The following is a 25017-nucleotide window of genomic DNA, read 5'->3' as shown; positions in this document are numbered from 1 at the left end:
GCCGATCCCTGCTACTTGAAGACGAGGTCGACGAGAATGTTGACGGAGTTCCAGAGCGACTGGCCCTTGCCCTTGGAGTAGTCCGTGTACAGCACGTGGACCGGGTGCTCTCGCCACGGCAGCCGCGTCCGGCCGAGCTGGAGGACGATCTCGCTCGCGTGCGCCATACGATCCTGGCGCAGGTCGACCTGCCGGGCCGCGTCCACGCGGATGACCCGGAGGCCGTTGTGCGCGTCGGTCAGGCGCAGCCCGGTGCTCCGGTTCGTGAACCACACGGCCGTCCGGAGGACGAGCCGCTTGAGGAGGCCTGGCCTCGTGCGGTCGTCGAGGAATCGCGAGCCGAACACGACCGCCACGTCCTCGGCGCGCGCCAGCTCCACCATCGCGAGCGCGTCGTCGACCTGGTGCTGCCCGTCCGCGTCGAACGTCACGAGGTAGCGGGCGCCCTCCTGGGCGCGTGCGTACTCGATGCCCGTCTGGAGCGCGGCGCCCTGGCCGAGATTCACCGCGTGGCGCACCACGACGGCACCTGCCTCGCGAGCGCGTGCCGCCGACTGGTCGGTGCTGCCGTCGTCCACGCAGACGACGTTCGGGAACGTCTTCCGCGCGTGGGCGACGACGTCGCCCACCACCGCGTCCTCGTTGTAGAGCGGGATCACGAGCCAGACGTCGTCGGTGACGGTGCGGGTGGGCGCGCGACCGTCCGTCGCCGCGTCCGAAAAGTCCATGCCCTCATTCTTGCAGCATCCGGAGCGAGGTCGGGACGAAGGTCAGTCGTCCCGTGCCGACCGCGTCGGTAGGCTGGCCGGTGCGGTGCCGCGGTTAGAGTGAGCCCGCCCACTGCTGTCGAGAGCGAGGAGCTCCTCCCATCATGAGTGTGCGCATCGCACCCAGCGCCGACGTCGCCGAGAGTGCCGCGATCGGCGACGGCAGCCAGATCTGGCACCTCGCCCAGGTGCGCGAGGGGGTGTCGATGGGGGAGTCGTGCGTCGTCGGACGAGGCGCCTACATCGGCACCGGCGTGCAGATGGGCCGGAACTGCAAGGTGCAGAACTACGCCCTCGTGTACGAGCCGGCGACGCTCGCGGACGGCGTCTTCATCGGGCCCGCCGTAGTGCTGACGAACGACACCTACCCGCGCGCCGTGAACCCCGACGGCACGCTGAAGAGCGCGGACGACTGGCACGCCGTCGGCGTGACGATCGGCGAGGGGGCAGCGATCGGTGCGCGCGCCGTGTGCGTCGCCCCCGTCACGATCGGCGCCTGGGCGACCGTGGCCGCCGGCGCCGTCGTCACCAAGGACGTCCCGGACCACGCCATCGTCGTCGGGGTTCCCGCGCGACGGGTCGGCTGGGTCGGACGAGCGGGCCGACCGTTGGAGCGCGACGGCGAGCACTGGGTGTGCCCCGTGACGGGGGCCCGCTACGAAGAGAACGACGACACCATCAGAGAGGTTGCGGCCGAATGAGCCAGACACTGATCCCCGCGGCGAAGCCGATCGTCGGGGACGACGAGCGAGCGGCCGTGGACCGCGTGCTGCGCAGCGGGATGATCGCCCAGGGCCCCGAGGTCGCCACCTTCGAGCAGGAGTTCGCCGACGTGCTCGTCGGCGGGCGCACGTGCGTCGCGGTCAACTCCGGGACCTCCGGCCTCCACCTGGGCCTCCTCGCCGCGGGCATCGGCCCTGGCGACGAGGTGATCGTCCCCTCGTTCACGTTCGCTGCGACCGCGAACTCGGTCGCGCTGACCGGCGCGACGCCGGTGTTCGCGGACATCGAGGCGGACCACTTCTGCCTGTCGCCCGACGCGGTGCGCGCCGCGATCACCGAGCGCACGAAGGCGATCATGCCGGTGCACCTCTACGGTCACCCGGCGGACATGACGGCGCTCGGAGCGATCGCCGAGGAGCACGGTCTGCTGCTCTTCGAGGACGCGGCCCAGGCGCACGGCGCGACGCTCGACGGCCGTCCGGTCGGCTCGTTCGGCACGTTCGCGATGTTCAGCCTCTACCCGACGAAGAACATGACGTCGGGCGAGGGCGGCATGGTGTCCTGCGCGACCGACGAGGTCGCCCGCAACGTCCGGCTGCTGCGCAACCAGGGCATGGAGCGCCAGTACGCGAACGAGGTCGTCGGCTTCAACGCCCGCATGACCGACGTCCACGCGGCGATCGGCCGGGTGCAGCTTACCAAGGTCCAGGGCTGGACCGCGGACCGTCAGCGCAACGCGGCGTTCCTCACCGAGAACCTCGAGGGCGTCGTCACGCCGCCCGTCGCCGACGGGGCGGTGCACGTCTACCACCAGTACACGATCCGGGTCGCCGACGACCGCGACGGCGTGGTGACCGCGCTGCGCGAGGAGCACGGCGTGGGCTCGGGCGTCTACTACCCGATCCCCAACCACCGTCTCGAGAGCCTGCGGCACTTCGCGCCGGGCCTCGACCTGCCCGAGACCGAGATCGCGGCGCAGCAGGTGATCTCCCTGCCGGTGCATCCGTCGCTCACCCAGGCCGACCTCGACCGCATCGTCACCGCGGTCAACACCGTCGTGAAGGCAGGTGCGTGATGGCCGACCTCCGCGCAGGCCTCATCGGCCTCGGTGCCATGGGTCGGCACCACGCCCGGGTGCTCCGCGAGATCGACGGCGTCGACCTCGTGGCCGTCGCCGACCCGGGCGGCGACCCCTACGGCGTGTCGGGTGACCTCGACGTCCTCCCCGACGTCGACGCCCTGATCGCCGCCGGGATCCAGATGGCCGTCGTCGCGGTGCCCACCGTCTTCCACGAGGACGTGGCGCTCGCCCTCGCCGCCGCCGGCGTCCACACGCTCGTCGAGAAGCCCATCGCCGCCACGAGCGAGGCCGGCCGGAAGGTCGCCCAGGCGTTCGCGGAGGCCGGCCTGGTGGGCGCCGTCGGGCACATCGAACGGTTCAACCCGGCGCTCCAGGAGCTGCGCCGCCGCATGGAGGCGGGCGAGCTGGGCGACGTCTACCAGATCGCGACCCGACGTCAGGGGCCGTTCCCGTCCCGTATCGCCGACGTGGGCGTGGTGAAGGACCTGGGCACGCACGACATCGACCTCACCGCGTGGGTCGCGCAGAGCCCCTACCGCTCGGTGGCGGCGCAGACTACGCACCGCAGCGGTCGTCCGCACGAGGACATGGTGACGGCGACCGGGCGTCTCGAGAACGGCGTCGTGACCAACCATGTCGTCAACTGGCTCTCGCCGATGAAGGAGCGCGTCACCATCGTCACCGGCGAGCGCGGCGCGTTCGTCGCCGACACGGGCACCGCCGACCTCACCTTCTACGCCAACGGGGTCATCCCGACGGAGTGGGAGGCCGTCTCGGCCTTCCGGGGCGTCTCCGAGGGGGACGTCACGCGGTACGCCTTCGCGAAGCGCGAGCCGCTCCGCGTCGAGCACGAGGCGTTCCGCGACGCGGTGCTGGGGCTGCGCCACGACGTCGTGACCATGGAGGAGGGGCTGCGCACCCTCGAGGTCGCGGAGGCGGTGCTCGATTCGTCCCGAACGGGCACGATGATCACCCTCTGAACCTGCTCGCCCGCACTGCGGACTTTCTCCCGGGAACGTACGGTGACGAGAGAGTGCCCAAGGCACACATCTCGACCACAGGGGAGGAACGATGCAGTCGCATCGGTTCGGTACGTCACTTCGATCCCTCGTGGCGGGCGCCGCGGTACTCGCGCTGCCGTTCACGGCAGCGACCGCCGCGCCCGCCACGGCGGCACCAGCCACCGCGGCACCCGTTCGCGCCTCGCTCGAGGCCACGGAGGGCGGTGAGGGGATCGAGTCCGACGTCGCGGAGCTCGCCGTGGACGAGAGCCCCCAGGCGCTGGACGCGCCCACTGACGCCGACGCCCCGTTCACGGAGGCAGGTGCTCCCGAGCAGGACGGCACGGTCGTCGCGACCTCCGGCGAGACGACGGGCCTCGCGGTGGTCGGCGTCACCTGGGAGCAGGGCACCGCACCCGACGGTGCGACCGTGGTGCTGCGGACGCGCACGGCCAAGACCTGGTCGGAGTGGGCGGTCCTCGACCAGGAGGAGGTCGTCTCCGACGACCCGACGGAGGACGAGGTCGGGTCCGACGCGACCGTGCTCCGCGACGGCACGGAGCCGGCCTTCGTCGGGGACGTCGACGAGGTCGAGGTCGCGGTGCGCGGCGCCGCCGACAGCCTGCCCCAGGACATCCGCCTCGTCGTGATCGAGCCGGGGGAGGCGGACGCGGAGCCGACCGTGGCGACGACGAGGCTCGTGGAGGAGCCGGACGTCGCGCCGCCCGCGATCGTCGACGAGTCCGCGTCCGGCGGCACCACCTTCGAACCTGACGGCTTCGCGGCGGCCGCCGTGTCCCGTCCGACGATCAACACGCGCGCGCAGTGGGGCGCCGACGAGTCGATCATGACCTGGACGCCGCAGGTCGGCCGCGTCAACGGCGCCGTGGTGCACCACACCGCCGGCTCCAACAACTACACCGCGGCGCAGGTGCCGTCGATCATCCGGGGCATCTACACCTACCACGCGCAGTCCCGCGGCTGGGGCGACATCGGCTACAACTTCCTCGTCGACAAGTTCGGCCGCATCTGGGAAGGGCGCGCAGGCGGGGTCGAGCGGGCCATCGTGGGCGCGCACGCGGCTGGGGTCAACTCGCACACGTTCGGCCTGTCGCTCATGGGCAACTACGACCAGGCCTCGGTCCCTGCGGCCGCCATGGACGCGATGTCGCGTCTCCTCGCGTGGAAGCTCTCGCTCCACGGCGTCCGGGCGAACGGGACGGCGAGCATCGACGGCCGGACGCTGCCCGCAGTCGTCGGGCACCGTGACGTCGGCCAGACCGCGTGTCCCGGGGCCAACCTGTACCCGCGGCTCGGTGAGCTGCGCTCGCGCGCCGCCAACCTCCAGCCGAGCCCGCTTCGCGGACCGCTTGTACGCGACCTCACGGGCGATGGCTTCCCTGAGCTCCTCGCTGAGAATGGAGGCGTCGTCTCGCTGGTCACAGCTGGCCGCACGTGGTCGGCGTCCACGAGGTACGGGCCTGGCTGGAATGACGGGAGGGTCTTCTCACCCGGCGATTTCGACGGCAACGGCCGTGGCGACCTCATGCTGATCGACCGCACGGGGCGACTGTACTTCTATGGGTCGAGTGGCTCCGGCTGGCAGCCCCGACGATTCATCGGATCCGGCTGGAGCGTGATGGACGCGGTCGTCGGGGGTCACGACTGGGACGGGGACGGCCGTCCCGACCTGCTGGCGCGCCGTAGCAGCGACGGGTCCCTATGGCTCTACTCCAACAGCGGCGCGGGTGGCTTCCGAGGTTCACGGCAGATCGGCTGGGCGTGGCAGCAGATGTCCGCGATCACCTTGATGGGCGACCTGCGTGATGGCCGACCGTCGCTCGTGGCCCAGGAACCTGACGGTCGGCTCGTGACGTACGTCGGTGACGGGCGGGGGAATTTCGCGGTGAGCCGGCCTCAAGGAACCGGGTGGAACACGATGACGTCGGTCCTGGGGCCCGGTGACGCGACCGGAGACGGCGCGTTCGACCTCGTCGCTCGCGACGGCGCCGGGCGGCTCCTGCTATACCCCGGCAACGGTGACGGGTCCTTCCGTAGCCCCGTCCAGATCGGCCAGGACTGGCAACAGTTTTCCACGGTTTCGGTAACGCGGAGCGGGGAGACCATCGAGTTCTACCCGGTGTCCGGGAGCGGGGTGCTTCACCGCTACCCATACGTCCGCAGCGGGCAGTTGACGAGCTCGTTCTCGACATCGGTGCGCGCGGCACGCGGTTCGGACGTCATTGTGCCGGGCGACTGGGACGGTGACGGTCGGCCGGACCTCGTCGTGCGCGACCGAGCGGGGAGCCTTTTTCTGCACCGGGGTACAGGAACGGGGACCTTCAGCAGCACCGGCAACCAGATCGGTCGCGGATGGGAGGGCATGCGTGACATCGTGGGTGCACCGGGCTTCGGTGCTGACGGTGAGCCCGGCATCCTCGCGCTCGAGGCCTCCACTGGCCGGATCTGGCTGTACCCCGGAACGGCGCACGGTGCCTTTAAGTCGCGAGTGCTTATCGGGAGCGGCGCCGCCCGTGCAGACATGATCGTGAGCGTCGGGACGTGGACCGGAGGGAGCCACGACCTCGTGACCCGGGAAGGTGGCGACCTGATCCTGCGCAAGGGGAACGGGGCTGGTCAGCTCGGGCCCGCCCAGCAGATCGGGTGGGGCTGGGGCGGTGCATCCGCAATTGTCGGAGTGGGCGACGCGACGTCCGACGGCGTGCCTGACCTCGTCTTCGTCGACGCCGGCGGATCGGTCCGTCTCTACCCGGGCAACGGCAAGGGTGGATTCCTTGCGGCCCGGCCGTTCGGCCAGGTGTCGTCGGGAGCAGTGGTGTTTTGAGTCGGGAGCCTGCTGTCCCAGGACCGCGGGACTCGGCTGCTTTCTTTCCCAGTAGTCAGACGAGGCGCTCCACCGAAGTCCAGCCCGGACCAATGGCAGTGCGGCGCGGGAAACTTGTCCCTGACCACGCGTAGAGGTAGAGCGTTCCACCGGGATCGGCTGCAACCAGATCCGGTCGTGCATCGCCGTCGAGGTCCTCCGTCGTGGAGACGAGGCGCATCGGCGACCACCCCTGGCCGATCGGCGTCGCCGCGAAGCCCCCTTTGCCGTTGCCCCGGTAGAGGAACAAGGTCCCCGCCGCGTCCGTCGCGAGGAAGTCGGAATGACCGTCGTCGTTCCAGTCGCCTCCGCCGACCACGTTCGTCATGGAGCCCCAACCTGGGCCGACACGGACCTTCGAGCCGAAGCCCCCGCGACCGTTGCCCGCGTAGAGCCACATCGTGCCCATGTTGTCGACGGCCAAGATGTCGGAGTCCCCGTCGCCGTCGACATCTCCGGGCGCGACGACGGTCGTCATCGAACCCCAGCCCGGGCCTACGGCCACACGCGGTCCGAACCGACCTGCGCCGTTGATCGGGTACCGCCACATCCGGCCTGCGGCGTCGACCGCGAGGACGTCGACGCGCCCATTCCCGGTAAGGTCGTTGGCACGTACGGCTATGCGCATCGCCTGCCAGCCCTCGCCAACCTGCGTGACCCTACCGAAGGTTCCGGCACCCGTACCCTCGTAGTGGTCGAGCGCGCCGTCGTCCTTCTGGACGAGAAGATCCGGTCGACCGTCCGTGCTGAAATCGGTGTCCAGGCGTGTCGAGCCCGTGATCTTCCACCAGTCGCTCCGAAGCCCCAGCGCGGACCGGATGCCGACACCCGTCGTGGTCTGCTGACCCTGCGTACCGGTCACCGTCACGCTCTCGACACGGCCGCCCCACTCCCCATTGGCGGTTCGGGTACGAACCTCGATGCTCCGAATCTGGCCGATCCCTGGGAACGCGGCGGCGAACTGGGAGACCGAAACGGAGACGCTCCACGAATGGACCGGATTGCCGACTGCGTCCCAGGGATCTGCCCTCGCCACCAGGTACGGTTGGCTCCCCGTCTTCGTCCAGCCGCCGTTGGACGAGTTGAACTGCGTGAACGCCGGTGCGCCCCCGTATGTCCGAATCTGCCCGGCCGTCTCGCGGATCGCCGTGTCGGTGCGCGCGGCCTCGTGGACTGTGACGACCGAGCCACTCCCGTTGAGGGTCCGGTAGCCGCGATAGACCTGGCACTGCGTCGTGTCGCACGTGTCCCACGCACGCGAACCTGCGGCCCGTCGGTCGAACGAGGCGTAGGTGCGTGCAGCGACAGCCTGTGCGCGCAGGGCGTCGTAGGGCCAGCTGGACGGTGACTCGGCGGGCACGACAGAACGGAGATAGCTCTCCATCGAGACCTGGTTCACCGAGCGCAAGCCCGGGGAGGAACCGTCGGCGACAGCCCGGATCAAGCCTCGGTACTCTCGCCGTGTCCCGTCAGGGACAACGAGCTGGACTGTATCTCCGGGGGTCGCGAAATCGAGGTGCGTGGTCCGCAGGGTGGACCAGCGAACCCAGCTGCCCGCGGAGAGGCCGTCGACATGGAGGTCGGCTCCCGAGCGGACGACGCGCCACTGCGTGACCGTACGTCCTGCGAACTGGGGGGTTCGCACCGTCCCGGCCGCGTCCCTCACGGTCATCCCCGGGACGGCGACGACTCGCACGTCGTTGTCCGTGTCAGCGGAGACGAGTGCCCGGATCGGGGAGTCGCGCTGGCCGGTGTGCGCGGTGCCCGGGTAGTAGAAGTCGAGGATCGCCCTATATCCCACACCCTGCGTCGCCGCCCCGCGCGCACCGTACTGCGAGAGCCCGATCCCGTGCCCGTAACCGTGGCCGGCGATCGTTACGGTCCCGGACGGCGGTAGGTTCACGCGCTCGGCCGTCACGATCGACGCCTGGGCCGGGGCGCCACCCAGCAGGGCGAGCACGAGCCCGAGCCCTGCGACCACCGCCGCCCCATGTCGCTGCTGCGACCCTCGCAGCCATGTCCACGTCATCGTGCCACCTCGTTCCTTGCGTACGATTCCCCTCCAGGCTAGAGCGTGTCTTCCGCTTTGCGAGACAGGTGTCCTCGGGAGCATGGGGTGCCCTGTGACGTTTCGGATCCAGCTCCTCGGAGAGCGGAACGTTTTGTGACGGTTCGGTACACCAAGCTCGCAGACGGGGGACTGGCGGTGATCCGCGCTCTGCGTGCCAGGTAGTGTTCTCTCGGTCGTGCGGAGCGTTCGCGTGTCTTGCGAGGCGTCCCGGCGTCCGCGGAGCGGACGCGAGGGTCGCACGGGACTCATGCGATAGGAAGGTGGATGACGCCGATGGGTCGAGTGACCTTGGCGACGAGGATCTACGCACCCGAACCGGCCGCCGCGGCATTCCGGCTTCGCGCGCTGGCGACAGCGCTGGTGAACGAGGGTCTGAGCGTCACGGTGCTTACGTCGCGCGCGCCCCTGCGCGGCGGTGAACGTGGAGAGCACTCTCCCGGCGTCGACGTCCGACGCTTTCCCGTCCTTCGCGACCGTACCGGGAGCATCCGAGGCTACGTGCCGTACCTCAGCTTCGACATGCCGCTGCTCTTCCGGATGCTAGTCGCTCCCCGCCCAGACGTTGTCGTGGTGGAGCCGCCCCCGACGACCGGCCTCGCCGTGCGCCTCGCCTGCGCGATCCGGCGCGTCCCGTACGTGTACTACGCGGCGGACATCTGGTCCGACGCGTCGGCCGCGCTCGCGCCCCGGTTCGTGGTTCGCGCACTCCGCGCGCTCGAGTCGTGGGTGATGCGGGGCGCGGCGTCCGTGATCGCCGTGACCGACGGGGTTGCGGAGCGCGCGAAAGAACTGGGAGCTCGTGGCGTCCGACTCGTCCGCAACGGGATCGACACGGCGGTATTCACGCCCGCCGGCTCCACGCACCCGAACGCTCCAGCGGCACCGTACGTCGTCTACGCCGGGACCATGTCGCAGTGGCAAGGGGCCGAGGTGTTCGTCAGAGCGATGGCGCTCGTGCGCGAGAAGGTGCCCGACGCGGTCCTGGTGTATCTCGGTCAGGGAGCATCCTGGCAGACGATCGAACGCGAGGCCCGGAAGCTCCCTGACGGTGGGCGATGCGTGCGCATGCTGCCTCCTGTTCCTCCGGCTGAGGCGTCCGCGTGGCTTCGTGGAGCCCGGGCCGCCCTGGTCAGCATGAGACCGGGCGCCGGATACGACATGGCGTTCCCCACGAAGATCCTCGCCGGCCTGGCGTCCGGCGCACCTGTGCTCTACGCCGGCTCGGGCGTCGCGCGAACTGTGGTGGCGCAGCAAGGGCTCGGCCGCACCGCCGACTGGGACGACGAGAGCGTCGCGGCCGAAATGGTCACGATGCTCGAGAAGGCTCTCGACGGGGAGGAGCGCCGCCAGCTCGCTCGATGGGTCGACGCCAACGCGTCGTGGACCGCGCGTGCGAGCGAGGCTGCGAAGATCATCCGTGGGGCATTGTCGGAAGGAGCCCGATGAAGATCATCGTCGACCGGATCCGAGCGCTCCTTCCCTATCTCCCCCCAGGGGCACGAGCGTTCTTGGTGTGGCATGCGATCGTGTCCAGCCTCCTGGCGCTCGTCGACGTCGTGGCGCTCGGCTTGCTCGCCGCGGTGGTGAGCGTCATGGCGACAGGAGGCGAAGGGCAGGTCCCGTTGATTGGGAGGGTCGATTCGTCGCAGTACCCTTGGATCATCGTCGTTCTCGTGGCGCTGATCTTGCTGAAGTCGGCTGCCAACATCGCGCTCCAGTGGTTCGCCACGCGCAGGTTCGCGCATTTCGAGCTCGAGATTGGGGACCAGCTCTTCGCGTCGTATATGCGGGCGCCTTGGCTCGACCGCCTCAAGCGGACGACGTCGGAACTCGTGCGGCTGTCGGACGTGGGTATCGCGAACACAATCGCCGGTTTTCTCCTCCCCGTGCTGATGCTGCCGTCGCTCGTTGTGACTTTCGTCGCGCTCGTTGCGGTCCTTCTGCTCGCCCAACCCGTTACCGCGCTCGTCACGCTGTGCTATCTCGGTGGGATCGGAGCAATTCTCTACTTTTGGGTGGCGCGCAAGTCCCTGCAGGCAGGGCGTGTCAACCGGGACTACTCGATGCGCGTTGCGGGCCTAATGACTGAAATGGTCGGGGCGCTGAAGGAGATCACCCTCCGCGACAAGTTCGGCGAGGTCGCCTCCGTCATCCGGGAGAACCGTCAGCGTTCGACTCATGCGCGCGCCAACATCTCGTTCCTGGGTGCCGTACCCAGATTCGTAATAGACTCAGCGCTCGTGGGCGGGTTCCTCCTGGTCGGCGCTGTGAGCTACCTCGTCTCAGGGGCAGAAGGCGCGATCAGCGCGGTCGCCCTGTTCGCAGTCGCGGGGTTCCGCATGGTGCCGTCGTTGACCGGCTTTCAGGGTGTCGTGACGACGGCCACGTCGAACGCCGCCCACGTCTCCGCGGTGCTGGCGGATATCGAGATGGCGAAGACTTACACAGCACGTGCCGAGGAACTCGGGAAACACACCCTTCCCGACGACGCGGAACGAATCGTCTTCCGAGGGGTGACCTTCAATTACCCTGATCGGTCGGAGGCCGCGGTGCGGGATGTGAACCTGAGCATCGAGCTCGGCTCATCCGTTGCGCTCGTCGGTGCCTCCGGGTCCGGCAAGAGCACCCTGGTCGATCTCATGCTGGGACTGATCGTGCCTCAGAGAGGATCTATCCGCGTCGGGGACGCGCTGCTCGGAGACGTGCTCGGTGCATGGCGCAGGCGTGTGGGCTACGTGCCTCAAGACGTCGCCATCTTCGACGGCACCGTGGCGCAGAACGTCGCGCTCACGTGGGACGAGGAGATCGACAAGGACAAGGTTCGGGAGGCCCTCAGGCGGGCGCAGCTGCTCGACGCGGTGCTGGCGCGGCCCGGCGGGCTAGAGTCACGGGTCGGGGAACGCGGGCTCGCCCTCTCAGGCGGTCAGAGGCAGCGCCTGGGGATCGCGCGCGCACTGTTTGCTGATCCGCTGGTGCTCGTCATGGACGAGGCCACGAGTGCGCTCGACACCAAGACGGAGTCCGACGTGACGGCAGCGCTGCGTGCGCTGCACGGCGAGGTGACGCTTGTCTCTGTGGCGCACCGTCTGGCGACGATCCGTCATGCGGATCAGGTTTGTTTCATGAGCGACGGAAGACTCGTCGCGACCGGCTCGTTCGACGAGCTCGTCCGGGACGTGCCGGAGTTTGCGGTGCAGGCAACTCTGGCGGGCCTGGCATGAGCGGGCCGACCGTAGACGTGGTCATCGCGGTGCACGACTCTGCGCGCCCCCTGCGCCGCGCGATCGACTCAGTTCTCGACGGAGCGCCGTCTGGTGTTCGGGTGATCGTCGTCCGCCACGGGCTGCCGGCGGAGTCGTTCGGTGACCTCCGCGACGCCTACGAGGCGTCACTCGTGACATGGATCGACTTTGCGGACGGAGTCCGCAGCGCGGCGGGGCCGTTCACGGCCGGTGTCCAGGCGGCGACCGCGGAGTACGTGGGTCTCCTCGGCTCGGACGATCGCTTCGAGGCTGGCGCGTTAGCTCGCATGGTGGGGCGGGTCGCGACGGACCGTCCTGACGTCCTGGTCTATCCGATGCGATACGACGACGGCCCCCCGTTGGCCAACCCGCTGAGCCGCTGGCGGCGCGAGCGCCGCCTGGACCCCGTGCGTGACCGCCTCGCCTATCGGACCGCCCCTCTGGCGCTGTTCAGGAGGACGCTCGTGGACGATCTCGGGCTGCGGTTCACGCCGGGCGTCGCCACGGGTGAAGATGCGGAATTTTCGGCGAGGTTGTGGTTCGCCGACGTCCGCATCGACTTTCACCCGCGCGACCCGGGCTACGTGATCATGGCCGACGCCGGTACCCGTGTCACGATGACGGCGCGACCTTTTCGCCAGGACCTCGAGGCGTACCGCGGTCTCTTCGACTCGGACTGGATCCGTGGACTGGGGCCGCGAGAGCGCCACGCGTTCGTCGTCAAGACGGTCAGGGTCCACGTCTTGGGTGCCTTGCTTGCTCGAGCGTCCGGCGAGGCGTTCTCGGCGGACGACGTCGCAGCTGCTCGGGAGCTCGCGCAGATGGGCGTCCAGCTCGCTCCGCGGATGCTCGACCCGTTCTCTCGTGCGGATCGCGCGGTGCTGGACGTTCTGCTGGACGAGTCGACCGGACCTGACCGCATCCGGGCGGTCGGCGCCGAGCGCGGACGCGCGTCCCGTGTCGCCCGGTGGACGCCTCGGGCACCGTGGCGGATCTTCGATCGCGAAGGGACCCTGCGCCGTCTCGTACGCTACGTGACCTGGCCGGGGCGGAGGCAGGGGACCACGACGTGACGCGCTCCCGCCTCGTCCTCCTCACGAACGAGTACCCCTTCGCTCGTGGCGACGCAGCCTTCCTTGAGACGGAGGTGCCGCACCTCGCCTCCGCTTTCGACGACGTCGTGGTCTTCAACTACCCGCAACCCGGTGACGAGGAACTTGTCGCGATGCCGCCCGGCGTCAGGTACGGCGGCTCGGTCAAAGGCGGCAGTCGCCGACGTGCCCTGGGGCACCTGGCCGTGCCCTCGGTGGCGTCCCGCCTGCTCGGTATGCTCGTCCGCGAGTGGCGTGCCGGGCGCCTTCGGGGAAGGTGGCGGACCGAGACGATGGCGGCGCTGGCCAGCATCAAGCGCGGTCGAGACGCACGACTCCGGGCCGCGCTCCGCGAGCCGGGTTGGCGTACGACGGTCTACGCATACTGGGCTGCTGGGGCGGGGCTGGCGGTCGCGGGGCTGCCGAGATCGTCCGGACCGGTCGCGCTCCGGCTCCACCGGTACGACCTCTACGAAGAGGAGCAGAGGTCCGGTCAGCCTCTGCGGGCGAGCCTGATGAACCGGGCGGACGTCGTCCTAGCCATCTCCGAACATGGGCGCGACTACTTGCTGGAGCACTACCCTGAGCACGTTGACAGCTCGTGGATCGAGCTTTCTCGTTTGGGGACAGCGGACCACGGCGTGCAGCCGCAGCGGGTGGCCGGTGGGCCGCTCGTCGTCGTCTCGTGTTCGTCCCTCACGCCGGTGAAGCGCACGACGTTGATCCTGGACGCTGTCCATGCGCTGAGCCGGTCGCGCCCGGTTCGGTGGGTGCATCTCGGTGGCGGACCGCTCGAGCACGATCTCCGTGAGCGTGCGAGTGCGGTCGCCGATGCCGGGCTCGAGGTCGAATTGCGGGGCCAGATGAGCCACGACGAGGTGATCGACTTCTTCCGCAGCACCTCTGTCGACGTGTTCGTGAACGCGAGCGCGAGCGAAGGCGTCCCGGTGAGCATCATGGAGGCGCTCTCGTTCGACGTCCCCGTCGTCGCCACCGACGTCGGCGGTACTGGTGAGATCGTTGGCGAGGCGCACGCTTCTGGCATCCTGGTCGCCGCAGACGTCGAACCCAGCGAACTCGCGGCGTCGATCGAGCGGGCGTTCCTTGAACGTGAGCGGTTCGCGCCGCGCGAGACGTGGAGGCGTCTGAGCGACGCCGACGAGAACGGTCGGCGCACGGCGCAAGTCGTCGCGCACCTCACACCTCGACGGAAAGGTCAAGCCACGTGAGCGGATCGCCGCGTCCCTCTCTGCTCATCATCTCGTTTTCCCGCCTCGCGTCAGACGCACGCGTCCTGAAGCAGATCAAGCGGTTCGCGGGGATCTATGACGTGACGACGTGCGGCTACGGTCCACGGCCTGACCCGCGGGTAGAGCACGTCCGGATCGAGGACGAGCACTGGCGCACCCACCACGGTCGCTACATCACCCTGCGTACATATCCCCTCGCCCACCGGCTCACGCCCAAGGCGGTCGAGGCGCGGGCGAAGCTGCGCGGTCGCCGGTTCGACCTCGCGATCGCAAACGACCCCGACACCATTCCGCTTGCGTTCTCCTTCGTCCCGCAGCGGCGTGTGCTCGCAGACCTCCACGAGTACTCGCCCCGGCTCCACGAAGACGACGATGTGTGGCGTAGCCGGATCGGGCCCTACTACGCGTGGCTGTGCCGGCGGTACGGCACTCGTGCCGGCGCGGCCACCACGGTATCTCAGGGGCTCGCGGACGAGTACCAGCGCGAGATCGGGCTCCGTTGCGAAGTCGTGACGAACGCGGCTCCGTTCGCTGATCTCCGGCCGGGACCGGTCGGAGATCGGATCAGACTCGTACACAGCGGAGCGTGCCTGCGCAACCGGCAGCTCATGCTCCTGCTGGACGCTGTCGAACTAAGCTCCGCCCCGGTGTCCTTGGACCTGTACCTCGCGCCCAACGATCCGGGTTACCTCGACGAGCTCCGCAGCCGCGCGGGGGCCCTTCCGCACGTTCGCGTGAACGATGCCGTCCCGTACGCGGAACTCGTGCCGCTGCTCAACGGTTTCGACGTGGGAGTCCACCTCCTGCCACCAGTGAACTTCAACAACGCGTGGGCATTGCCCAACAAGTTCTTCGATTATGTCCAGGCCCGGCTGGGGTTGCTCGTCGGACCATCGCCAGAGATGGCTTCGGTGACCACGCAGAGAGGGCTGGGACTCGTCGCGCAGGGCTTCACGGCCGAGGATCTCGCAGCACAGATTGATCGGCTGACGCCGGAGACGGTCGCGTCGTTCAAGGCTGCCAGCGACCGAGCGGCGCGACCCCTCGCGGCGGACGCTCAGGTCGACGTGTGGGAGCGTACACTTGCCAGCTTGCTGGAGTCGGGCGCATGAGCCGTCCATCCGTGCTGATCATCTCGTTCTCGCGCATCGCGAGCGACGCGAGGGTGCTCAAGCAGGTCCGTCTCCTGAGTGAGAAGTTCGACGTGAGAACCTGCGGTCACGGCCCGCGGCCCGAGGGTGTGTCGGAGCACGTCGAGATTCCGGAGGAGTGCCAAGCCTGGGTGAAGGACGCGCGGTGGCTGCTCCTCCGGCAGTACAAGCGGGTCTACTGGACGAACGCGGCTGTCCGTGAGGCGCGAGCAAGGCTGACGGGACGCTGCTTCGACGTCGTGCTGGCAAACGATGTCGAGGCGGTCCCGCTCGCCCTCGCGCTCCGCCCACGCGGTGGGGTGCATGCCGACCTCCACGAGTACGCGCCAGGGATGCACTCCGAACTGCCTCGTTGGAGATGGTTCGTGGCCCCGTACTACCGTTGGTTGTGCCGGACGTACGTGACCCGGGCCAGCTCGACGACCACCGTGGGGCCCATGATCGCTGCAAGGTACGCGCAGGAGTTCGAGATCGATGCCGGGGTAGTTCTCAATGCGACCCCCTTCGTCGACCTCGCGGTGGGGGAAGTCGGTCGTCCGATCCGACTGGTCCACAGCGGGAACGCGATGGTCTCGCGCGGCCTGATGTCGGTCGTCCAGGCGGTCGAGGCATCGACGGCCGACGTGACGTTGGACCTTTACCTGATGCCCAACGAGCCGGAGCACCTCGCCGAACTAAAGAGGCGGGTAGCCGGCTCGGAGCGGGTGCGCGTGCTCGATCCCGTCCCTTACGCGCAACTTGTTGAGAGGCTCAACGAGTACGATGTGGGAATCCACGTCCTGCCGCCGATCAACGAGAACAACCGGTGGGCCCTGCCGAACAAGTTGTTTGACTACGTCCAGGCGCGACTCGCCGTGCTCGTGGGACCTTCACCTGAGATGGCCGCGATCGTCCGGGAGCGCGGCCTGGGCGCGGTCACCGAGGGTTTCACAGCGCAGGACCTGACGACGGTCCTCGACGGGCTGGCATCGGACGAGGTCATGGAGTGGAAGCGGTCGTCCGCCTCTGCCGCGCGCGACCTCTCGGCAGAGGCAGCGACGGCCCCGTGGCTCACTGCAATCCAACGCATCGCGGCCTCAGCCGAGACGGCTGACGACGTGCGGTAAAGGACCGCCGTTGGCCCGCTGTCCGCGGGGCGTAAGCCTGCCGCGTGGGGCCTCCGCAGTTGCACCTCAAGCGCTGGGATCGCGGGCCGGCCGCCGATCGCTTTACGCGCGCGCCTCGAGCGTCTTGATTACGCGGTGCGCGGCGTTGCCGTCGCCGTAGGGAGCGGTGTCGGTAGGTCGGGGAGCGGGCCGGCGGACGGCCGCGGAGATCTCGTCCGCGGTGTCGGCAAGGACGTTCCAGCCCAGGTCCACCGTCTCGACCCACTCGGTCTCGGTGCGGACGGTCGTGCACGGGACCCGCAGGAGGAACGCCTCCTTCTGGAGACCGCCCGAGTCCGTCACCACCCCGGCGCTCGCGAGCACGGCGGCGACGAGGTCGGGATAGGCGAGCGGAGCGTGCACCCGCAGCGAACCCTGTTCGAGGGCGACGCCGTGGACAGCGGCCTTGGCGACCACGCGAGGGTGCGCCAGGAGGACCACAGGGCGGTCCAGCGTCGAGAGGGCTGCGGCGATCGCGCCGAGCCGCTGCGGGTCGTCGGTGTTCTCGGCGCGGTGGAGCGTCGCCACGTAGTACCCGCCGCGCTCGAGGGAGAGCTCCGTCCGGAGGCCGACAGGTTGCTCTGCGACCGTGTCGCGCACCTGGAACAGGACGTCCGTCATCACGTCGCCCACGAGGACCGACCGCTCGGCGAGACCCTCGGCCGCGAGGTGGCCCATGGCGACGTCGGTGGGCGCGAGGCACAGGTCCGCGGCGTGGTCGGTGAGGACCCGATTGTGCTCCTCGGGCATGCGCCGGTTGAACGACCTCAGGCCCGCCTCGAGGTGGGCGAGGCGGAAGTGCAGCTTCACCGCGGCGACGGCGGCCGCGAGGGTCGAGTTGGTGTCGCCGTAGGCGAGCACCCAGTCCGGACGGTGCTCCTCGAGCACCCCGTCGAGCGCGCCCAGGATGGCGCCCGTCTGGACGCCGTGGCTTCCGGACCCCACTCCGAGGTGGACGTCCGGGTCAGGGATCTCGAGATCCTGGAAGAACACGTCGGACAGCATCGGGTCATAGTGCTGGCCGGTGTGCACGATGACGTGCTCGACGCCTGCCGCGGACGCGGCGCGGGCGATCGGGGCGAGCTTGACGAACTGGGGACGGGCGCCGACGACACTGAGGAGCTTCACGGGCGACGATGCTATCCGGTCGCCCTGGTACCGTCCTCCGTGATGAAGATCGTCGCCGTGACCACGTGGTACCCGACCGGGTTGAGCCCGTCGCTCGGTGCGTTCGTCGAGAAGGACGTCGAGGTGCTCGCGCGGGACCACGAGGTCGAGGTCGTCCACCTCGTGCCGCCGTCCCTCCACGACGGGGAGTCCGTGGTCGAGCGGGGCGATGTTCGCGTTCACCGGGTGGTCATGTCGACCCAGAGGCCCGACCACGTAGCGCGCGCGGCGCGTGAGCTGCGTCCCCTCCTTCGTGATGCGGACCTCGTCCACACGATGGCCTTCTCCGCGCTCCTTCCCTTCGCGCTCGGTCGCCCCGATGCGCCCTGGGTCCACACCGAGCACTGGTCGGGCCTGACGAACCCGGGCACGTTGCCGGCGGTCTGGCAGGTCGCCCTGCCGGTGCTGCGACCTCTGCTCGCGCGACCCGACGTCGTCACCGCGGTGTGCGAGTACCTGGCGCGCCCGATCCGCGACGTCCGGTCGGGCAGGACCGCCATCGTCCCGTGCATCGTGCCGAGCCCGACGCCCCTCGCGCCACGTCCCGAACGGGGCGAGGTGCTGCGCCTGGCTGCCGTCGGCGGTCTCATCGACAGGAAGGACCCGGTCCTGGCGGTCGAGACGGTGGCGGCGCTCCGGGAGCGGGACGTCGTGGCGGAGCTCACGTGGGTCGGTTCCGGACCGTTGAGGGACCGTGTCCTCGGGCGGGCGGACGAGCTGGGGGTCGCCGACCGGGTCCACCTGCCGGGCGTGCAGGACGCGACGGGCGTCTCTGACGTCCTCGCGGGTGCCGACATGTTCTTCCTGCCCACGCGTGCCGACAACTTCTGCGTCTCCGCCGCGGAGGCTCTGGTGCACGGACGTCCCGTCGTCGTCGGGGCGACCGGCGGCCAGGGCGAGTACATCCGTTCCGAGGTGGGCAGCCTGGTGGACGTCCAGGACGCCGGAGCGTACGCGGACGCCATCGTCGCGACGGATGCTCGGACCCGGTCGCTCGACGCCGCGGAGATCGCTGCCACGATCGGGGACCGGTTCAGCCCCGAGTCGGTGCAGCAGGGTTACGCCGACGCCTACCGGGACGCTGCGGGCGCCCGGCGAGAGGCGGGCAGGTGACACCTCGGGAGGTCGACGTCGTGGTGGCCGTCCACGACCCTCGTCGTCCGGTGGCCCGCGCGGTCGCCTCGGTGCTCGCCCAGGACGACGTCCACGCACGGGTCACGGTCGTGTGCCACAACACCGATCCTGCCGTGATCGTCGAGGCGCTCGGTGCAGTGCACGCGGCGGGCGGCGACGACCGGGTGCGGACGCTCGAGCTGTACGACGGCGTGCCGAGTCCTGCCGGGCCGTTCAACCTCGGGCTCGACCGCGCCGAGGCGCCTTACGTGAGCATCATGGGGTCCGACGACTGGCTCGAGCGCGGCGCGCTCGCGTCCTGGCTGGAGCTCGCGCGGCGTACGAGCGCGGAGGTGGTGATCCCGCGCCTCGCGCACGCGAACGGTGCGCGGGTCCCGACGCCGGCGGCGCGACCTGGTCGTGTCCGGGACCTCGGCCTCGTCGAGGACCGTCTCTCCTACCGGAGCGCTCCGCTCGGGCTCGTGCGTCGTGAGACGGTCGACAGGCTCGGGCTCCGCATGCGCGAAGGTCTGCGCGTGGGCGAGGACGTCGCCTTCGCGACCGCGCTGTGGGCCGGCGCGAAGGTCGCGTTCGACCGGCGGGGCCCGGCCTACGTCATCGGTGACGACGCGGTCGAGCGTGTGACCTACACCCCCCGCCCGATCGCCGACGAGCTGGCCTTCGTCCTCGACCTCGTCGCCCTGCCGTGGTTCACCGCGCTTCCACCGGCCGCCCGTCGGGCGATCGCCGTCAAGGTCGTGCGCATCCACGTCTTCGGAGCGGTTTTCCATCGGCAGGAACGCGAGCTGTGGACGAGCGAGGAACGTCGTGACCTGAGCGCGGTCGTCCACGCGCTCGACGCCGCCGCGCCGCACTACGACCGGGTTCTCTCGCTCGCCGACCGAAAGCTCCTCGACCTCGCGCGCTCGCGCACCGGGACGGCCGATGCGCTGATCGCGGCGTCGGTCAGGAGGCGGCACCACGGACGCCCGGCGACCGTCCTCACGCGCGACCTGTCGCGTCTCCTCGCGCGCGAGGCCCCAGCGCGCTTCATGGCTGCGTCGTTTCTGACGACGCGTTGAGCACGCCTATTGTTCTCTCGGACCACCATCCTGCCGACGCACCTCTGAGGACCACCATGCGCATCGCCGTCATCGCCCTGGGCAAGATCGGGCTTCCCCTTGCTGTCCAGTTCGCCGACCAAGGGCACGACGTCGTGGGCGTCGACGTCAACCCTGCCGTCGTCGACAAGGTCAACGCCGGGGTGGAGCCGTTCCCCGGCGAGGCCCACCTCCAGGAGAAGCTCACGGAGCTCGTCCCCGCGGGCCGGCTGCGCGCGACGACCGACTACGGGGACGCGGTGCCGGGTGCGGACGCCGTCGTGCTGGTGGTGCCGCTCTTCGTCGACGAGGAGACGGCGCAGCCCGACTTCGGCTGGATGGACGCCGCGACGCGGTCGCTGGCGGAGCACCTGACCCCCGGGACCCTCGTGTCGTACGAGACGACGCTGCCCGTCGGCACCACGCGCAACCGCTGGAAGCCGCTCCTGGAGGAGGTCTCCGGCCTGCGCGAGGGCGAGGACTTCCACCTCGTCTTCTCGCCGGAGCGCGTGCTGACGGGACGGGTGTTCGCGGACCTGCGTCGCTACCCGAAGCTCGTCGGAGGGCTCTCGGAGGCCGGCGCGCAGCGGGCCCGGGAGTTCTACGAGGCGGTCCTCACGTTCGACGAGCGCGACGACCTCGCCCGTCCGAACGGGGTGTGGGACCTGGGGTCCGCCGAGGCGGCGGAGCTCGCCAAGCTCGCCGAGACGACCTACCGGGACGTCAACATCGGCCTCGCGAACCAGTTCGCCCTGTTCGCCGACGAGCACGCCATCGACGTGTACTCCGTGATCGAGGCGTGCAACTCCCAGCCGTACAGCCACATCCACCGCCCGGGCATCGCGGTCGGGGGTCACTGCATCCCGGTGTACCCCCGCCTCTACCTGTCGGTCGACCCGAAGGCGTCGATCGTCCGCGAGGCCCGCGCCGTGAACGCCGCGATGCCGGACCGCGTGGTCGAGCGCGCCGCCGAGGTGCTGGGCGACCTCTCGGGGCTGCGCGCCGTGGTGCTCGGGGCCGCGTACCGCGGCGGGGTGAAGGAGACGGCGTTCTCCGGCGTGTTCGCCACCGTCCGGGCGCTCGAGGAGCGAGGCGCGACCGTCGTCGTCCACGACCCGCTCTACTCCGACGACGAGCTGCGGTCGCTGGGCCTCGAGCCGTACGCGTACGGCGACGCCGCCGACCTCGCCGTCGTGCAGACCGACCACGCGGAGTACGCGGAGCTGGGTCCGGACCGCCTGCCGGGGGTCCGCCTCGTCGTGGACGGGCGTCGGGTCACCGACGCCGCGCGCTGGTCCGGCACGCCGCGCATCGTGCTCGGGGGCGGGACGGCGTGACCACCTCGGGCGGCGCGCCGGCGCGGGTCGTCGCGGTCGTCGTCGCGTACGCGCGCCGGGACCTGCTCGTGGAGGCGCTCGACGCGCTCGCCGTCCAGACGCGGCCGGTGGACGCGGTGCTCGTCGTGGACAACGCGTCGCCGGACGACTCGGCGGTCGTCGCCGCGACCCACCGCGTGGCGCCGACCGTGCTGGAGCTGGCACGCAACACCGGCGGTGCCGGGGGCTTCGCCGTCGGCCTCGCGCACGCGGTCGAGGAGATGGCCGCCGACCTGGTCTGGCTCATGGACGACGACACGATCCCGACGCCGGGGGCGCTGCAGGAGCTCCTGGCCGCGCGCGACGGCTACGGGGGGCCCGTCGCGCTCCTGGGGAGCCGCGTGGTGTGGACCGACGGCCGCGACCACCCGATGAACACGCCGCGGCGGCGGCCGGGCGCGGCGGGCGCCGAGGTGCGGTCCGCGGCCTCGGTCGCGGCGGTGCCGGTACGGTCCTCCTCGTTCGTCTCGATGCTCGTCGACGCGCGCGCGGTCCGGCACCACGGGCTGCCCGTGGCGGACTACTTCATCTGGAACGACGACTTCGAGTACTCCGCCCGCCTGCTGCGCTCGGGGACCGGCCTGCACGTGCCGCGGAGCGTCGTCGAGCACCGGACGAAGACCTTCGGGGCGACGGACGCCGACCCCGGTCCTCGGTTCTACTACGAGGTGCGCAACAAGATCTGGATGCTCACCCGCTCGTCGTCGCTCTCGCCGTCGGAGCGGGTGCTGTACGCCGGGGCCAGCGCACGACGGTGGCTGCGCACCGCCGCGCGCTCGCAGGACCGGCGCACGCTCCTGGCGGCCGGGGTGAAAGGGCTGCGGGACGGGGTGTTCCGCCGCCCGCGGCCCAACAGCCGGGTCCTCGCCGGGCTCGGTCCGGTCAGCGCCTCGGTCGAGCGGCTCGAACGGTCCACGGCGTGACGACGACGCCGTTCTCCGTCCTGCTCCCGTACTACCGCAGCGACGACCCCGAGCACCTGCGGAGGTCGTTCCTCTCGGTGACGGCCGACCAGACGCTCCCGCCGGACGAGGTGGTGCTGGTGCAGGACGGGCCGACGGGCCCGGAGCTCGACGAGGCCGTCCTCGCGCTCGTCGCCGCCTCCGCCGTCCCGGTCGACCACGTCCGGCTCGACGCGAACGTCGGCCTCGCCCGCGCCCTGGAGGCCGGCCTCGTGCGCTGTCGTCACGAGGTCGTCGCCCGGCAGGACGCCGACGACGTCTCGCGCCCGGAGCGCTTCGCCGCCCAGCTGCCGCTCCTCGAGCGCGGGTTCGACCTCGTGGGCAGCGCCATCGAGGAGCTCGACGACAGCCGGCCCGGCGACGGGCTCGTCCGCGTGCCTCCCACGACGCAGGCGGAGATCGTGCGACGGGCCCGGTTCGCGTCCCCGTTCAACCACCCGACCGTGGTGTTCCGTCGCAGCGCGGTCCGTGAGGCCGGTGGCTACGAGCACCTCGACCTCCTCGAGGACTACTGGCTCTTCGCCCGCATGATCGCGCGCGGTGCCCGGGTGGCGAACGTCCCCGACCCCCTCGTGCTGTACCGCGTCGACGCCGGGGCCTACCGACGGCGCGGCGGACGCCGGCTCCTGCGGTCCGAGATCGAGCTGCAGCGGCGCATGCGGGCGATCGGGTTCACGACGCTCGCGCAGTTCGTGCGCAACGTTCTCGTCCGGGGCGGATATCGTGTCCTGGGCGAACCGGTCCGGCGTGCCCTGTATCGGGCATGGGTCGCGGTGGCGGTCCGACGGGAGCCGCTGATGCCCGCCCGGCACGCGAACCGCCGGGCGAGGTCCCGTCGTGAGTGAAGAATCGAGGGCTCGGTGAGCTGGTGGTCCGTCCTGGACGAGCTCGGGTGGGCGCTGCTGTTCCTGTTCGGGCCGGGCCTCGCCGTCGGCGCGGCGCTCGGCCTGCGGCGCGTCTGGTTGCTCGCTGTCGCCCCTGCGGCGAGCGTCGCAGTGCTCGGCGCCGGCGCGGTGCTCCTCGATCTCGTCGGGATGCCGTGGGGCCGGCTCGGTGCGCTCGTGGTCACGGTGGTCGCGGTGGTGTGCGTGCTGGGTCTGCGACGCCTGCTCGGCAGCCGCTGGCCGACCGACGCCGCCTCCCCGCCCTCCACGCTGTGGACCCTCGTGGGTCTCGTCGTGTCGGCTCCCCTCGCGGCGCTCCCGATCAAGCGCGGCATGATCGACCCCGGGATGCCCGCCCAGACGTGGGACACGCCCTTCCACGTGAACGCGGTGCGATGGATCCTGGAGACGGGTGACGGGTCGACGCTCCACCTCGGCGCGGTGTCGAGCAACCCGCAGGTCGAGCGCTTCTACCCGGCCGGGTGGCACGACCTCGTCGCGCTCGTCGTCGGCGACTCGATCCCCGCCGCGGTGAACGTCACGGCCATCGTGGTGGCCGCGGTCGTCTGGCCGCTGGGGCTGGCCTGCCTGGTCGGCGCCGTCGTGCCGATGAGCCGCCTCGCGCCTGTCGTGGCGATGTGCCTGGGCGGTGCGTTCATCGCGTTCCCCGCTCGTATCCAGTCGGTCGGGACGCTCTGGCCCAACGCGCTCGCCTTCGCGCTCGTGCCGGTCGCGCTCGCCCTGACCGTTCGGCTGACGGGGATGCGACGTGCCGCGCTGCCGGGGGCCGACCCCGGCAGCAGACCCGCGGTGCTGACGGGGCTCGTGGCCGTGCTCGGCGGGGTCACGGTCTGCCACCCCAACGGGCTGCTCGCCTACGTGGTGCTCAGCGCCCCGCTGTGGGCGGCGGCGTGGTGGCGTGCCGCACGCGGCTACCGCGAGGCTTCCCGGGCGGTGCGGTCGGTCGTGGTCGGGATCCCTGTCGCGGTCGTCGTGCTGGCCGTCGTCCTCCTGTTCTCCCCTCTGGTCCGCTCGGTGTCGTCGTACCGGCGTGAGCATCTCGAAGGGCGCCTCGACGCCGTCCTCAGCGTCGTCACCGACTCCCAGCAGGGCGCCATGCTCTACGGGAACACGGACCGCGCCTGGTGGCTGCTCGGCCTCGTGGTCCTGGGGATCCTCACGACGTTCCTGCTGCGCCGGGGGCGGTGGCTCACGGTCAGCCTGCTGATCGTGCTGGGCATGTACACGCTCACCGTCGCGCCGCTGCCCGCGCTCCAGTGGGTCGTCGGCCCGTGGTACTCGGACCCCTTGCGCATCGGGGCGCTCTGCGTGGTGGTGATGGCACCGTTGACCGCGCTCGGTCTGGTGGGTGCGGGCGAGGCGGTCCGCCGCGCCCTGGACGGCCGCGGTGCCGGTCGGGCCGCGGTCGCGGCCGAGGTGGTCACCGCCGTCGCCCTCGTCGCGGTGGTCGTCGGCAGCGGGTGGCTGCGTGCGGACGGACGGCAGTGGATGTACGACCTCTACTACGCCGACCCCGAGGGCCGCTGGGGCATGGTCACGCAGGACGAGCTCGACATGATCGACCGCCTCGAGGACGAGCTGCCGGACGACGCGGTCGTGCTGGGGTCCCCCTTCACCGGCGCGCCGTTCGTCTACGGGCTCACCGGTCACGACGTCGTGTTCCCGCACATCAGCGGGAGCTGGGGGCCGGACGAGTTGCTCCTCGCGACGGAGCTCGACTCGCGGAGCGACGTCGACGACGTCTGCGCAGCGCTGGAGCGGACCGGGGTGACGCACCTCTACACGGACTCCCGGCCCTACTGGCCGGAGAACGAGAACCAGGTCCGCTACGAGGCTCTTCTCGACGACCCCGAGGACCTGCCGCTCGGTCTCGAGCTCGTCGACGAGGGCGGGTCGGCGCGGGTGTACGCGATCACGTCCTGCGGGTAGTCCTCGCGCGTGAACGTTCCGTGTTGACCGTTCCCCGCGACCCGCTGCGGGCATTCCCG

Annotated in this window: 19 protein-coding genes; 16 read left to right on the top strand and 3 right to left on the bottom strand. The window is 70.4% G+C overall.

The features are described 5' to 3' along the window. Positions 1-11: 11 nt before the first annotated feature. Positions 12-728: a glycosyltransferase family 2 protein gene (locus tag RSE42_RS13995; protein ID WP_415296681.1), complete on the bottom strand. Its 717-nt coding sequence runs from the start codon at positions 726-728 to the stop codon at positions 12-14. Positions 729-871: 143 nt separating this feature from the next. Between RSE42_RS13995 and RSE42_RS13990 the strand changes: the two genes are divergently transcribed. The 4 genes from RSE42_RS13990 (at position 872) to RSE42_RS13975 (ending at position 6417) form a co-directional block, all read left to right on the top strand. After that, positions 872-1468 (top strand): acyltransferase, encoded by a 597-nt coding sequence (locus RSE42_RS13990; protein ID WP_085387512.1) that lies wholly within the window; start codon positions 872-874, stop codon positions 1466-1468. Then, positions 1465-2565 (top strand): DegT/DnrJ/EryC1/StrS family aminotransferase, encoded by a 1101-nt coding sequence (locus RSE42_RS13985; protein WP_415296679.1) that lies wholly within the window; start codon positions 1465-1467, stop codon positions 2563-2565. The genes RSE42_RS13990 and RSE42_RS13985 overlap by 4 nt, the downstream gene beginning before the upstream one ends. After that, positions 2565-3551 carry a Gfo/Idh/MocA family oxidoreductase gene (locus tag RSE42_RS13980; RefSeq protein ID WP_415296678.1) on the top strand — a complete coding sequence of 329 codons (987 nt, stop codon included), beginning with the start codon at positions 2565-2567 and terminating at the stop codon, positions 3549-3551. The genes RSE42_RS13985 and RSE42_RS13980 overlap by 1 nt, the downstream gene beginning before the upstream one ends. A gap of 91 nt (positions 3552-3642) precedes the next feature. Next, positions 3643-6417 carry an FG-GAP-like repeat-containing protein gene (locus RSE42_RS13975; RefSeq protein ID WP_415296676.1) on the top strand — a complete coding sequence of 925 codons (2775 nt, stop codon included), beginning with the start codon at positions 3643-3645 and terminating at the stop codon, positions 6415-6417. Between the two features lie 55 nt (positions 6418-6472). Here RSE42_RS13975 and RSE42_RS13970 read toward each other — a convergent pair whose 3' ends face one another. Beyond that, the gene (locus RSE42_RS13970; RefSeq protein ID WP_415296675.1) at positions 6473-8416 is read right to left on the bottom strand and encodes a SpoIID/LytB domain-containing protein; all 1944 of its coding nucleotides are present in this window, start codon (positions 8414-8416) and stop codon (positions 6473-6475) included. A gap of 375 nt (positions 8417-8791) precedes the next feature. On the opposite strand from RSE42_RS13970, the gene RSE42_RS13965 reads away from it, so the two are divergent. The 6 genes from RSE42_RS13965 to RSE42_RS13940 are packed head-to-tail and all read left to right on the top strand — an operon-like array spanning position 8792 to position 16367. Beyond that, positions 8792-9973 carry a glycosyltransferase family 4 protein gene (locus RSE42_RS13965; RefSeq protein ID WP_415296674.1) on the top strand — a complete coding sequence of 394 codons (1182 nt, stop codon included), beginning with the start codon at positions 8792-8794 and terminating at the stop codon, positions 9971-9973. Further along, on the top strand, positions 9970-11748 hold the full coding sequence (locus RSE42_RS13960) for an ABC transporter ATP-binding protein (protein WP_415296673.1): 1779 nt from the start codon (positions 9970-9972) through the stop codon (positions 11746-11748). Before RSE42_RS13965 ends, RSE42_RS13960 begins: the two co-directional genes overlap by 4 nt. Then, positions 11745-12842, top strand: coding sequence for a glycosyltransferase family 2 protein (locus tag RSE42_RS13955; RefSeq protein WP_415296671.1), 1098 nt, complete (start codon positions 11745-11747; stop codon positions 12840-12842). Before RSE42_RS13960 ends, RSE42_RS13955 begins: the two co-directional genes overlap by 4 nt. Continuing rightward, on the top strand, positions 12839-14089 hold the full coding sequence (locus RSE42_RS13950; RefSeq protein ID WP_155098538.1) for a glycosyltransferase: 1251 nt from the start codon (positions 12839-12841) through the stop codon (positions 14087-14089). The genes RSE42_RS13955 and RSE42_RS13950 overlap by 4 nt, the downstream gene beginning before the upstream one ends. Then, the gene (locus tag RSE42_RS13945; protein WP_415296669.1) at positions 14086-15222 is read left to right on the top strand and encodes a glycosyltransferase family 1 protein; all 1137 of its coding nucleotides are present in this window, start codon (positions 14086-14088) and stop codon (positions 15220-15222) included. Before RSE42_RS13950 ends, RSE42_RS13945 begins: the two co-directional genes overlap by 4 nt. Before the next feature lie 11 nt (positions 15223-15233). Further along, a complete protein-coding gene (locus RSE42_RS13940) occupies positions 15234-16367 on the top strand; it encodes a glycosyltransferase family 1 protein (RefSeq protein ID WP_415296667.1) in 1134 nt (377 codons plus the stop codon). Positions 16368-16469: 102 nt separating this feature from the next. On the opposite strand, the gene wecB is transcribed toward RSE42_RS13940, so the two are convergent. Further along, complete coding sequence (gene wecB, locus RSE42_RS13935; protein WP_415296665.1) at positions 16470-17534, bottom strand: non-hydrolyzing UDP-N-acetylglucosamine 2-epimerase; 1065 nt, start codon at positions 17532-17534, stop codon at positions 16470-16472. Between wecB and RSE42_RS13930 the strand changes: the two genes are divergently transcribed. Genes RSE42_RS13930 through RSE42_RS13905 form a run of 6 tightly spaced genes read left to right on the top strand, consistent with a single transcriptional unit; the run spans position 17421 to position 24958 of the window. Then, the gene (locus tag RSE42_RS13930; RefSeq protein ID WP_415296663.1) at positions 17421-18686 is read left to right on the top strand and encodes a glycosyltransferase; all 1266 of its coding nucleotides are present in this window, start codon (positions 17421-17423) and stop codon (positions 18684-18686) included. The genes wecB and RSE42_RS13930 overlap by 114 nt on opposite strands. Further along, on the top strand, positions 18683-19768 hold the full coding sequence (locus tag RSE42_RS13925; RefSeq protein ID WP_415296661.1) for a glycosyltransferase family 2 protein: 1086 nt from the start codon (positions 18683-18685) through the stop codon (positions 19766-19768). The genes RSE42_RS13930 and RSE42_RS13925 overlap by 4 nt, the downstream gene beginning before the upstream one ends. Before the next feature lie 56 nt (positions 19769-19824). After that, positions 19825-21123, top strand: coding sequence for a nucleotide sugar dehydrogenase (locus tag RSE42_RS13920; protein ID WP_415296659.1), 1299 nt, complete (start codon positions 19825-19827; stop codon positions 21121-21123). Further along, positions 21120-22085, top strand: a complete 966-nt coding sequence (locus RSE42_RS13915) for a glycosyltransferase (protein ID WP_391516236.1) — start codon at positions 21120-21122, stop codon at positions 22083-22085. Before RSE42_RS13920 ends, RSE42_RS13915 begins: the two co-directional genes overlap by 4 nt. Continuing rightward, positions 22082-22969, top strand: a complete 888-nt coding sequence (locus tag RSE42_RS13910) for a glycosyltransferase (RefSeq protein ID WP_415296658.1) — start codon at positions 22082-22084, stop codon at positions 22967-22969. The genes RSE42_RS13915 and RSE42_RS13910 overlap by 4 nt, the downstream gene beginning before the upstream one ends. Before the next feature lie 15 nt (positions 22970-22984). Next, positions 22985-24958, top strand: a complete 1974-nt coding sequence (locus RSE42_RS13905; protein ID WP_415296656.1) for a DUF6541 family protein — start codon at positions 22985-22987, stop codon at positions 24956-24958. Positions 24959-25017 lie beyond the last annotated feature (59 nt).

Source organism: Cellulosimicrobium sp. SJTW-1, assembly GCF_047716875.1.
GTDB classification, from domain to species: Bacteria; Actinomycetota; Actinomycetes; order Actinomycetales; family Cellulomonadaceae; genus Cellulosimicrobium; species Cellulosimicrobium funkei.
The sequence above is the reverse complement of the archived record's forward strand: the minus strand, read 5'-3'. Positions and strand labels throughout refer to the sequence as shown.

What these genes read in the sequence shown, in the direction of transcription:
- RSE42_RS13985 (WP_415296679.1), top strand. Translation starts at nt 1,465, where the DNA reads ATGAGCCAGACACTGATCCCCGCGGCGAAGCCGATCGTCGGGGACGAC.
- RSE42_RS13990 (WP_085387512.1), top strand. Translation starts at nt 872, where the DNA reads ATGAGTGTGCGCATCGCACCCAGCGCCGACGTCGCCGAGAGTGCCGCG.
- RSE42_RS13980 (WP_415296678.1), top strand. Translation starts at nt 2,565, where the DNA reads ATGGCCGACCTCCGCGCAGGCCTCATCGGCCTCGGTGCCATGGGTCGG.
- RSE42_RS13965 (WP_415296674.1), top strand. Translation starts at nt 8,792, where the DNA reads ATGACGCCGATGGGTCGAGTGACCTTGGCGACGAGGATCTACGCACCC.
- RSE42_RS13960 (WP_415296673.1), top strand. Translation starts at nt 9,970, where the DNA reads ATGAAGATCATCGTCGACCGGATCCGAGCGCTCCTTCCCTATCTCCCC.
- RSE42_RS13955 (WP_415296671.1), top strand. Translation starts at nt 11,745, where the DNA reads ATGAGCGGGCCGACCGTAGACGTGGTCATCGCGGTGCACGACTCTGCG.
- RSE42_RS13995 (WP_415296681.1), bottom strand. Translation starts at nt 728, where the DNA reads ATGGACTTTTCGGACGCGGCGACGGACGGTCGCGCGCCCACCCGCACC.
- RSE42_RS13920 (WP_415296659.1), top strand. Translation starts at nt 19,825, where the DNA reads ATGCGCATCGCCGTCATCGCCCTGGGCAAGATCGGGCTTCCCCTTGCT.
- RSE42_RS13975 (WP_415296676.1), top strand. Translation starts at nt 3,643, where the DNA reads ATGCAGTCGCATCGGTTCGGTACGTCACTTCGATCCCTCGTGGCGGGC.